Consider the following 11122-nt stretch of genomic DNA (forward strand, 5'->3'; position numbering starts at 1 on the left):
AATCAATACAGCAAAGGGACAAAGCCGGTCGAAGGGTTTGTCCCTTTTTTCATACATAAAAAATAACTGTCGCGGATTTCACGAGTACATTGTGTTCGCAACTGATCAATGTTTATTGTGGCAATCTGACTTTTATCAATCTGCTCATGGCATCTGAACTAAAAAATCTAAGCGTTTTTTCCACCGACAACCTGCCTGACGTCAGCATTCACCGGTTCGCCATTGTCGTTGCCGAATGGAACAGCGATGTAACGGAAGCTCTCTTCAATGGGGCTTACCAGACGCTGCTTCACTACGGTGCCAAACCTGATAATATTATCCGGGGGAATGTACCTGGAAGCTATGAATTAACGCTCGGTGCTCAATGGTTTGCCCAGCGCGATGATATTGACGCCGTAATTTGCCTCGGCTGTGTTATTCAGGGCGAGACGAAGCACAACGATTACATCAACCATGCTGTTGCTCAGGGGCTGACGAACGTCAGTATCAAAACCGGGAAACCCGTCATTTTCGGGGTGCTGACGCCAAATGATCAGCAGCAGGCCCTCGACCGGGCGGGGGGCAAACATGGTAATAAAGGCGATGAGGCTGCCATGACCGCTATTAAAATGCTTGGGCTTCAAAAACAGGTTTATTCATTTCAATTTAAATAAGGAGTAAACGGTGGATGACAAAAACATGAACACGTATGCTCGCTCATCCACCCGTTCGCTCATTCACTCTTTCGCTCATTAAATCATGCACGTCTGGAAATTTGGAGGCACTTCGGTAGGTAAGCCGGAGCGGATGCATTCAATTCGTCAACTCATCACCAGCGACGATATTCGTAAAGTGGTGGTGCTGTCGGCACTGTCTGGTACAACAAATGCCCTGCTCGCTATTGGAGAATCGTTGAAGGCAAACAACGATGCCGATGCGAATCAACAGATTGATACCTTAAAAGCCCATTACGATGGGTTCATTCAGGATTTGTATAAGACCAGTACGGGACTACAGGCCGGCAAGCAGATTATTGATAACGAATTTTCATTCATTCGGTCGCTAACGCGCATCAAGCCTTTTACGTTGAAGCAGGAAAAGGAACTGGTGGCTGAAGGCGAACTGCTGAGTACGCAGATGTTTCAGGCCTATCTGAACGAAGAGGGTATCAGTTCAACGTTGCTGCCTGCCCTTGAATTTATGCGGATTGATGCCGATAACGAGCCGGAGCTGGATTACACCGAACAACGACTGGCGGAAATTTTATCCCAGCATGAGGATAAACAAATTCTCGTTACGCAAGGCTTCATCTGCCGGAATCCACGCGGTGAAGTAGACAACCTCAAACGCGGTGGCTCAGATTACACAGCGTCGCTGATTGGAGGAGCAATCCGGGCCGAGGAAATTCAGATCTGGACGGACATTGATGGGATGCACAACAACGATCCCCGGATTGTGAAAAAGACTTTCCCGATTCGCGAACTGACCTTCGACGAAGCGGCTGAGTTAGCATACTTTGGGGCTAAGATTCTGCATCCATCGACCATCACCCCGGCCAAAATGAAGGGTGTGCCGGTGCGGCTGAAGAATACTATGGACCCCGAAGCGCCGGGTACGCTCATTGCCGACCGTACTTCCAATCAGGTTTTTAAAGCGGTGGCGGCAAAAGATGGTATCACAGCGCTATACATTCATTCGACCCGGATGCTGAACGCGTACGGTTTTCTGCGTCGGATCTTTGAAATTTTTGAGAAGTACAAAACACCGGTTGATCTTATCGCTACGTCCGAAGTTTCCGTTTCGGTGACTATCGACAATACGGCGAACGTACAGCCGCTGATGGACGAATTACGTACCTTCTGCGATCTGGAAGAGCCGGACTACGAGCAGACCATTGTTTGTATTGTTGGCAACTTCAGCGCCGATAATCCAGGCATTGCGTCGCAGGTTCTGAAAGCACTGGAAGGAATTCCAATTCGCATGATTTCCTACGGAGGGACGGAGCACAACATTTCACTGCTGATGCACAGCCGCTATAAAGCTGATGCGCTGAATGCACTCAATGACGGGCTCTTTAACCTAAACGAGTAGGTCCCGGCAATAATATCCACTCATCTACGGGTTGAAACCCCGTGTCTTATTTATGCTACAAATTGCCTTCATCCGCGAGAATAAAGAAGCCACATTGGCAGGTCTACGTAAAAAGTACGTAGCTGATGCCGAAGCCATCGTTGACCGGGTACTGCAACTCGATCAGCAACGGCGGGATACGCAAAAAGAACTGGACGATGTGCTGGCCCGGTCAAATGCCAAGGCCAAAGAAATCGGTGCTTTGCTGAAATCTGGCGATAAAGCGGCTGCTGAGGCTGCTAAAACGGAAACCGCCGAACTGAAGGTTATTTCCAAAGGGCTCGACGAAGACCTGACGTTCATTGAGCAGCAGTTGCAAAACGTACTGGTTACACTTCCTAACCTGCCTCATAGCAGCGTGCCCGAGGGCCGTACTGCCGAAGACAATGAAGTAGTGCTGGAACACGGCGAAAAACCAGCGTTGCCGGCCGGGGCTTTGCCCCACTGGGAACTGATCAAAAAGTACGACCGTGACGGCGGACCATTCATCGACTTCGAGCTGGGCGTTAAAATCTCCGGCGCGGGATTTCCCGTGTACAAAGGCAAAGGAGCCCGTATACAGCGGGCCTTAATCAACTTCTTCCTTGATCAGGCACTGGCAGCCGGTTATCTTGAAATTCAGCCGCCAATTGTTATCAACGAAGATTCTGGCTTCGGTACGGGACAACTGCCTGACAAAGAAGGGCAGATGTATTACGTCAAGGAAGACAAGCTGTATCTGATTCCAACGGCCGAAGTGCCTATCACGAACCTGTACCGCGATGTTATCCTGACCGATAACGACCTGCCGGTCAAGAATGTGGGGTATACGCCCTGCTTCCGGCGCGAAGCTGGCTCCTGGGGAGCGCACGTGCGGGGGCTTAACCGGCTGCATCAGTTCGACAAAGTGGAGATCGTGCAAATCCGGAAGCCCGAAGAGTCGTATCAGGCCCTGGAAGAAATGAGCCAGTACATACAGTCATTGTTGCAGAAACTCGAATTGCCGTACCGGGTGCTGCGGCTCTGCGGGGGCGATATGGGCTTTACGTCTGCCCTGACGTATGATATGGAAGTATGGTCGGCAGCTCAGCAGCGTTGGTTGGAGGTTAGCTCCGTGTCAAACTTTGAAACGTATCAGGCCAATCGGCTGAAGCTACGTTCCAAAGCAGACCGTAGCGACGGACCGAGCAAAACGCAACTACTACACACGCTGAACGGTTCGGCCTTAGCATTACCCCGGATTCTGGCGGCTATTCTGGAAAACAACCAGACCCCGGAGGGCATCCGAATTCCTAAGGTGCTGGTACCGTACTGTGGCTTTGATGTGATCAATTAGCAATCACAGGAGTAGTTGCCGTAGCCGGGATACCGGGGCGAAAGCTGACCGCTGATGCTAACGACCCGGTTGAACGGAACCTGTTCGCCATTCGCCAGTTCCAGTACGTCCACTCCATTAGTAGCGGTTGCGCTTTTTAACAGCACATCGGCCTTGATAAATTCGTGCAAGTCCGTCATATACTCAAGACGGACGAATTGACGCCGGGCGGCTGCATCACGCAACGTATCAGCAAACGTGTCAAATGCGGTTTGTATCGTTTCCATACCGTACTAACACTGTCTGAATCGAATCAGTTTACAAACAAAAGTGGGCCATGAATTGCTTCATGGCCCACTTTTGTTTGTAACATATCAATTAATACCCTACCGTTTCCAACTGCTTCTGAAACTCACGTAGAATTGTTTCCTTCATAGCAATCTTGCGTTTCTGAGTATTGATTTTGTTCAGAATTTGCTTGTCGGCATCGTTGTTCGGATCGAGTGAATCCGCATCCTGTAGCGCCAGTTGCAGATCACTTTTCTCCCGACGAACCAGATATTCCATTTCCCGAATCTTCGTTCGAATCTGCTCGGACTGGCTTTTTAGTTCAAACGCCGGATACTTGCGACTCAGCACACGACCTAAGTAGCTTAGCTCAAATATCTTGTCGCAGGCGGCCCGGAAACGCTCGTTCAGTTGCTTATCCTGCATTTTGAACGGCACTTTAACCTCCTTCCAGCTATTGAGCAGCACTTTAGCCCGCTCCGCAGCCGCGAAAATATCCGATTGCTTGGCCAGCCGTTCGGCTTCATCGGCCATTTTCATCTGAGCCTCAATGCGTGGGTCAATCTTCTTCTGAATGACGATACCTTTAGCTTCGTTGTACTTGGTATAAAAGTTCGTTGTTGCTTTCTTGAACTGCTTGTACAACTTCCCGCTTTTTTTGATGGGTACTTCCCCCACCATTTTCCAGGCATTGTTCAACCGACGGATTTCTTGGTAAGCCGCGTCCAGATCCGGGTTACGGCCAGCCCTAAACGCCAGACGAATCAGCTCATCATACTTGTCCAGACGCTCCTGAATAACCTTGTTCTGCTCGTTGAAGAATTCGCGCCGACGCTGGAAGAAACCGTCCAGCAACTCCTGAAAGCGACCTTCAACCTCGGCTTCAACGGACTTATCGACAGGGCCAGTTTTGATCCATTTTGTCTTTATTTCCTGTAATGCATCGGCCGTAGTACGCCAGTCAGTACTGTCGGCAATGGCTTCTGCTTCAGCAATGAGTGCCCGTTTGATTTCGAGGTTTTTAAGCTGGTTTGTTTTGATCAGTTCCGTCAGAATGGCTTCCTGATCATCCAATCGCTTGAGCAGGGGCGGGAAATCACCAAGCGCGTCAAAACCAAGCAGCTTCTTGCGAAGCTGAACCAATTTAGTCAGGTAGGAGCCCTTGTTCTGAGCCTCCTCGATGTCGTGCTCTAGCTGGCTTACCTTGTTTTCGGCAATGATGAAGCGATTCTTAAAGTAGTCGAGCGCTTCCTGCTCTGTTCGTTTGACTTCGCCGATCTGGCGGTCTTCATATTCAAGGTAGCCTTTCAAAAATACCTTTCCGTCTTTGACGTAACCGTATTCATCTACCAGTGAAGCGTTTTCCATTATTTTCCTGGGTTAGGGCTGCGCTCTGGGTTAATTTTAGGATATTTGCCAACCACAAAAATATTGAAAATAATGAGTCAAGAAACCATTATATTCTCTATGGCGGGCGTGAGTAAAATTATTCCGCCAAACCGACAAATCCTAAAGAACATATACCTTTCCTTTTTTTACGGTGCCAAAATCGGCGTTTTGGGGCTTAATGGCTCCGGTAAGTCTACTCTTTTACGAATTATTGCCGGGGTTGATAAGAGCTATAATGGAGAGGTTGTATTCTCGCCCGGATACTCCGTTGGTATGCTCGAACAGGAGCCGCAACTGGACCCTACCAAAACCGTTCGGGAGGTAGTAGAAGAGGGTGTTCAGGAAGTCGTGAACCTGCTGAAAGAGTTCGACGAAATCAATGAAGGCTTCAACGACCCCGATGCTGATTTCGATAAACTGATTGCCCGGCAGGCCGAGGTACAGGAGAAACTCGATAGCCACAATGCCTGGGAGCTTGATACCAAACTGGAGCGGGCTATGGATGCCCTGCGAACGCCCCCGTCCGAAGCGGTCATCGGAAACCTATCCGGGGGTGAAAAACGACGCGTCGCTTTGTGCCGACTCTTGTTGCAGGAGCCGGACGTATTGCTGCTCGACGAGCCCACCAACCACTTAGATGCTGAATCGGTCTTATGGCTGGAAGAACACCTGCGCCAATATAAAGGAACGGTTATCGCTGTAACGCACGACCGGTACTTTCTGGACAACGTAGCGGGCTGGATTCTCGAACTGGATCGGGGCGAGGGCATCCCCTGGAAAGGAAATTATTCATCATGGCTGGAGCAGAAAGAGGCTCGTCTGGCCAAAGAAGAAAAGTCCGAATCGAAGCGGCAGCGTACGTTACAGCGTGAATTGGAATGGGTACGGATGGCACCTAAGGCCCGCCAGGCTAAGTCGAAAGCTCGTTTGGGCGCTTATGAAAAACTACTGAGCGAAGACGCTAAACAGCGGGAAGATAAACTCGAAATCTTCATCCCGCCCGGCCCGCGGCTGGGTGCTAAAGTCATCGAAGCCGAGAACGTGGCCAAAGCGTTTGGCGATAGACTTCTGTTCGAACACCTGGAATTCCGATTACCCCAAGGCGGCATTGTCGGAATTATCGGTCCGAACGGTGCTGGTAAAACGACGCTGTTCAAGCTGATCACCGGCCGCGAAAAGCCCAATGCTGGTACGTTCGATGTGGGAGAAACCGTTAAATGGGCCTACGTCGACCAGGAGCACGACGGCCTCGACCCAAACAAAACCGTGTTTGAAACCATCTCAGGAGGTAGCGAATGGGTTATACTCGGCGGTAAACAAAGTAACGCGCGTGCCTATTGCAGCCGCTTCAACTTTACCGGCTCAGACCAGGAGAAGAAGATCGGTAACTTGTCGGGTGGGGAGCGTAACCGCGTTCACCTGGCAATGATGCTGAAAGAAGGCGCTAATTTGCTGCTGCTCGATGAGCCGACCAACGACCTGGATGTAAACACGCTCCGGGCATTGGAAGAAGGTCTGGAAAACTTCGCGGGCTGTGCCGTCGTTATCAGCCACGACCGTTGGTTCCTCGACCGGATCGCGACGCACATTCTGGCGTTCGAAGGTGATTCGCAGGTGTATTGGTTTGAGGGTAACTTTTCCGAATACGAAGAAAACCGCCGGAAGCGGCTTGGCACCGACGCTACGCCGACCCGGATTAAGTATAAGAAGCTGGTATAGGTTGTGGCGATGCATATTATATCCGTAAGTACCCTAAAGGCGTTCTGGGAGAAATACCCGGACGCTGAAGGGGCCCTTCGGGCGTGGCATAGTGAGGTTAAGAAAGCAACGTATCAAAATTCGAACGAAGTTATCCGTGATTACCCGACGGCCGACACGGTGAGGAATAATCGGATTGTTTTTAACATCTGCCATAACAAGTACCGACTCGTTGTAACATTTCGCTACAAATACAAACGAGTTTATATTCGTTTTATCGGTACTCACAAAGAGTACGATACTATAAAAGACATCGCCAACATCTGAGTCATGAACATTAAGCCTATCAAAACCGAAGCCGATTACCAGGAAGCTCTTGGTCGGATTGACGCGTTGATTGACTGTCCGGATGACAGCGAAGAAGCCGATGAACTGGATGTGCTGTCCATTTTAGTCGAAAATTACGAGAGCGAACACTATCCAATTGCTCCCCCCGATCCAATCGATGCAATTCGTTTTCGGATGGATCAAACCGGCATGTCAGAGAAAGAAATAGGAGTCTATCTTGGTGGGGAACAAACGGCCGAAGCAATACTCAGTCGGCGCCAGCCACTTACACTTGACATGATTAAGCGGCTCTATCAGCAATTACATATTCCAGCGGAGAGTTTACTGGCGTATTGATATTAAACCGACGCAGGCGACCCGGCGCATTTGACATGTCAACAAATTATGGCTAAATACGCCTTGCTCCTGTTGCTCATTTGTATCATTAGGCCAGCCAAAAGTCAGATAGTTCATGATTCACTGCTGATTGATGGGCATTACCGATCCTTCCATTTTCTGAAACCGGCGGCCAAAAACGCAAGCGTGATTTTTGCCCTGCATGGGTCGGGTGGAACAGGCCTTCAGGTTCGGGACGGAGCAAAAAAGCTGGAAGCTATAGCCCCCGCAGAAAACCTGTTATTGGTTTATCCGGACGGTTATAAAAAATACTGGAACGAGTGCCGGAAAGCTTCGCCTGCTGAGGCTAATGCGGTCAATATTGACGAGAATGCCTTTTTTGGGGCTATGATCGATTACTTCAGGAAAAACTACCGAATTAATGAGCAGAAGGTTTTTGTGGTTGGTACGTCCGGTGGGGGACATATGGCCTATAAACTGGCGCTAACCATGCCCGAACGATTTCGGGCGATTACAGCTATTATTGCCAACTTGCCTGATACGAACAACTTCGATTGCCCCGAACGACGCGCTGCCCTGCCCGTCCTGATCATCAACGGTACCGCCGACGACATCAACCCCTACCAGGGTGGAGAGGTGAAGCTGGATTCACAGATGAATCTGGGATTCGTTCGGTCAACAGACCGGACGTTTCAGTATTGGTCGGCTTTGGCGGGTTACTCTGGTGAACCAGCCAAACAACTCTTACCAGACACAGACCCCAACGACGGGAAAGTTATTGAGAAATACACGTTTCGTGAAAAAGGCAAGCCCGAAGTAACGCTTCTGAAAGTAATCAACGGCAAGCACGATTACCCAAACGACATCAACGTCTATCTGGAGGCTTTAGCGTTTTTCAAACGACAACTGTAACGTTCCATTGGTAATAAAGGTGTTTGTTTTCGTTGGGTTAAACCATCGGCATTCGGCGCGCTTTAGGTAGCTACCCAAATGACTTTCGTAACCCAAAATCAGGCCACTTCGGCGTCTCATTCAACACCAACTAGCCTGTCCCAATACGTCAATATCGTCAGCGCGATTGATGCCCGGTCAGATATAAAGATCATGCACAGTAGCCGCAGGCGGGGCGTCAGCGAATTTCGAGAGCGTATCCGGGGTGTTATGCGCATTTACTGTACTTTTGTTTCCAGTAAAGAAAACGCATTTTATGCACTACGGCTATTTCAACGGCACCATTACGCCTGCTGACCAGATTGGTGTTGGAGTTACGGATCTCGGGTTGCTCCGGGGCTACGGCTTATTCGATTATTTCCTGACCTACAACGGCCGTCCGTTTCAATGGGACTGGTACTGGCAGCGTTTCCAGAACTCGGCCATGCGCATGCATCTGCCGTTGCCCCTTGGGAAAGAAGAGACGTATGCCGTAGTGATGGAGCTGATCGACCAAAGTGGCCTGCCCGATGTAGCCGTACGTTTTGTCTTAACCGGTGGCTATGCGCCTGACAGCATAAGTGTTGTTCGACCGAATTTGCTCATCATTACCGAAGATATTCACCCAGTCACCCACCGCCAGTATGAGGAAGGAATCAAAGTCATTCTGGATGAATACGTTCGGGAAATGGCCGAGGTGAAAAGCACCAATTATAAACGGGTGATTCTGATGGCCGATGCCATCAAGGCCGCTGGTGCACAGGATCTTCTGTATCAGAAAGGCGGAGAAATCAGCGAGTTAAGCCGTAGTAATTTTTTCATCATCAAAGGCGAACGGCTCATAACGCCCAACCGGCATATTCTCCACGGCATCACGCGCCGGACTGTTATGCAACTGGCCCAGGACGACTTTCAAGTCCAGGAGCGGCCGGTTCTGCTCTCCGAATTGTATGATGCCGACGAAGCGTTTACCACCAGCTCGACCAAGAAAGTGCTGCCTATCGTTCAGATTGGAGACCTGACCATTGGCGAAGGAAAACCCGGTCCCAAAGCAAAATACCTGCTGGAGCGATTCGACGACCTTGCGAAGAATTGGTGAAGGGAGTAAAGGAGGGGAGGAAAAGGAGAAACGTAGTATATCTCCTTCCTCCTATTCTCTCTTTACTCCTTATAAATTAATACCTGACTGCTGCCGTTGGCTTTGATATAACCTCGGTACATGCCTTCTGAGTTGAACGGCATAGCGATATTACCGTTGCGGTCGAGAGCGATGACGCCACCTTCGCCACCGTGTTCGACCAGTTTCTTCATCACGACTTCATCGGCGGCCTGCTGAAGGCTCAGGCCCTTATATTCCATTAGAGCAGAAATGTCATAACTAACCACGGAGCGAATAAAGAACTCGCCATGACCCGTGGCCGATACAGCGCAGGTGGCGTTGTTTGCATACGTACCAGCTCCAATAATAGGGGCGTCGCCAACCCGTCCGTACCGTTTGTTGGTCATTCCGCCCGTCGACGTACCAGCCGCCAGGTTGCCGTACTGATCCAGTGCAACGCAGCCAACGGTTCCGAACTTTTTACCTTCAACGAAGATCTGATCGTCGAACAGTGCTCCGGTCGTATCGCCGGTATGATCCAATACGGTCTTTTCTTCTTTGATTGCTTCCTGCAATGCCCGCCAACGGGCCTCTGTGTAAAAATACGTTGGCTCGACCAGTTCCATGTTCTGCTGTTTGGCAAACAGTTCGGCCCCCTGGCCCATAAGCATTACGTGCTCTGATTTATCCATCACGCGCCGGGCCGTGCTGATCGGATTTTTGATGTTGGTGACACCCGCAATGGCTCCGGCTTTCAGCGTCTTGCCGTCCATAATGCTGGCGTCAAGTTCGTGCTTGCCGTCGTGCGTGAATACAGCGCCTTTGCCGGCATTGAACAAAGGTGAGTCTTCCAGCACGTGGATCGCAGCTTCGACCGCATCCAGACTTGTTCCTCCTTTTCTCAAAACGGCGTAGCCTGCCTGCAGCGAACGATTGAGCGTTTCGCGATATGCTTTTTCTTTCGCGGGCGTCATGTTTTTGCGCGAAATGGTACCCGCTCCCCCGTGTATGACAAGCGCTATAGTTTGGTTGGTTTGTGCGTCTGCTGCCATTGTAGTTCCTGCCAGTGACAATACAAGCAAAAGTCGTTTCATCATAAGTTGTTCACCAATCCTTATTTATTGAACCACAGACCCTGCGCTTTCATAACGTGTTCAACCACGTCCCGTACCGCCCCCCGGCCACCAGTTTTAGGCGATACGTAGTCGCAGATAGCCTGAACCTCATCCGCAGCATCGGCCGGGCACGTACTCACCAGCGCTGGCCGACGAAGAATCTCGTAATCAGGTATGTCGTCACCCATATATAGAACTTCCTCTTCCTTCAGGCTGTCGCGGGTCAGGTAGCCAAGGTAGGCATTGATTTTCTGGTCGTTCGGTCCGCCCATAAACAGGTCTTTGACGGCCAGGATGGTTAGCCACTTCCGGACACCTTCCGTATTGGCCGCCGAAATGATCGCTACCCGAAAACCGGCACGAATAGCGTGTTGGATTGCATAGGCGTCGTGGATGTAAAACGTGCGGAAGCATTCGCCTGAATCCAGGGCGTTAATGCCGCCGTCGGTGAGTACACCATCTACATCGAAAATGAACGTTTTGATTTGCTTAAAACGGTTGAATAACTCAGACATA

Annotated in this window: 12 protein-coding genes; 8 read left to right on the forward strand and 4 right to left on the reverse strand. The window is 50.2% G+C overall.

Annotated features, from left to right (window positions below):
* The first annotated feature begins 146 nt into the window (after nucleotides 1-146).
* The 3 genes from ribH to serS all read left to right on the forward strand — a co-directional run bounded on the left by ribH (nucleotide 147) and on the right by serS (nucleotide 3424).
* The gene (ribH, locus tag BN8_RS27795; RefSeq protein WP_009285284.1) at nucleotides 147-653 is read left to right on the forward strand and encodes a 6,7-dimethyl-8-ribityllumazine synthase; all 507 of its coding nucleotides are present in this window, start codon (nucleotides 147-149) and stop codon (nucleotides 651-653) included.
* 85 nt (nucleotides 654-738) lie between these two features.
* Nucleotides 739-2070 (forward strand): aspartate kinase, encoded by a 1332-nt coding sequence (locus tag BN8_RS27800; RefSeq protein ID WP_009285285.1) that lies wholly within the window; start codon nucleotides 739-741, stop codon nucleotides 2068-2070.
* A gap of 52 nt (nucleotides 2071-2122) precedes the next feature.
* On the forward strand, nucleotides 2123-3424 hold the full coding sequence (serS, locus tag BN8_RS27805) for a serine--tRNA ligase (protein ID WP_009285286.1): 1302 nt from the start codon (nucleotides 2123-2125) through the stop codon (nucleotides 3422-3424).
* Here the strand turns inward: serS and BN8_RS27810 are convergent.
* Entirely contained in the window at nucleotides 3421-3690 is a 270-nt protein-coding gene (locus tag BN8_RS27810) for a hypothetical protein (RefSeq protein WP_009285287.1), read from the reverse strand. The two genes, serS and BN8_RS27810, sit on opposite strands and share 4 nt — an antisense overlap.
* Nucleotides 3691-3781: 91 nt before the next feature.
* On the reverse strand, nucleotides 3782-5059 hold the full coding sequence (locus BN8_RS27815; protein ID WP_009285288.1) for a DUF349 domain-containing protein: 1278 nt from the start codon (nucleotides 5057-5059) through the stop codon (nucleotides 3782-3784).
* 72 nt (nucleotides 5060-5131) lie between these two features.
* On the opposite strand from BN8_RS27815, the gene ettA reads away from it, so the two are divergent.
* The 5 genes from ettA to BN8_RS27840 all read left to right on the forward strand — a co-directional run bounded on the left by ettA (nucleotide 5132) and on the right by BN8_RS27840 (nucleotide 9491).
* On the forward strand, nucleotides 5132-6799 hold the full coding sequence (ettA, locus tag BN8_RS27820; RefSeq protein ID WP_009285289.1) for an energy-dependent translational throttle protein EttA: 1668 nt from the start codon (nucleotides 5132-5134) through the stop codon (nucleotides 6797-6799).
* Nucleotides 6800-6808: 9 nt separating this feature from the next.
* A complete protein-coding gene (locus BN8_RS27825; protein WP_040006617.1) occupies nucleotides 6809-7105 on the forward strand; it encodes a type II toxin-antitoxin system HigB family toxin in 297 nt (98 codons plus the stop codon).
* A gap of 3 nt (nucleotides 7106-7108) precedes the next feature.
* Nucleotides 7109-7462, forward strand: a complete 354-nt coding sequence (locus tag BN8_RS27830; protein ID WP_009285291.1) for a helix-turn-helix domain-containing protein — start codon at nucleotides 7109-7111, stop codon at nucleotides 7460-7462.
* A 48-nt stretch (nucleotides 7463-7510) separates the two neighbouring features.
* Nucleotides 7511-8374: a CE1 family esterase gene (locus tag BN8_RS27835; RefSeq protein WP_009285292.1), complete on the forward strand. Its 864-nt coding sequence runs from the start codon at nucleotides 7511-7513 to the stop codon at nucleotides 8372-8374.
* A gap of 295 nt (nucleotides 8375-8669) precedes the next feature.
* The gene (locus BN8_RS27840; protein WP_009285293.1) at nucleotides 8670-9491 is read left to right on the forward strand and encodes an aminotransferase class IV; all 822 of its coding nucleotides are present in this window, start codon (nucleotides 8670-8672) and stop codon (nucleotides 9489-9491) included.
* Between the two features lie 62 nt (nucleotides 9492-9553).
* Here BN8_RS27840 and BN8_RS27845 read toward each other — a convergent pair whose 3' ends face one another.
* Both BN8_RS27845 and BN8_RS27850 read right to left on the reverse strand, forming a co-directional pair.
* Nucleotides 9554-10543, reverse strand: coding sequence for an isoaspartyl peptidase/L-asparaginase family protein (locus tag BN8_RS27845; protein WP_229368369.1), 990 nt, complete (start codon nucleotides 10541-10543; stop codon nucleotides 9554-9556).
* Between the two features lie 62 nt (nucleotides 10544-10605).
* Nucleotides 10606-11121, reverse strand: a complete 516-nt coding sequence (locus BN8_RS27850) for a KdsC family phosphatase (protein WP_009285295.1) — start codon at nucleotides 11119-11121, stop codon at nucleotides 10606-10608.
* Nucleotide 11122 lies beyond the last annotated feature (1 nt).

The sequence above is a fragment of the Fibrisoma limi BUZ 3 genome (assembly GCF_000296815.2).
Lineage (GTDB): Bacteria > Bacteroidota > Bacteroidia > Cytophagales > Spirosomataceae > Fibrisoma > Fibrisoma limi.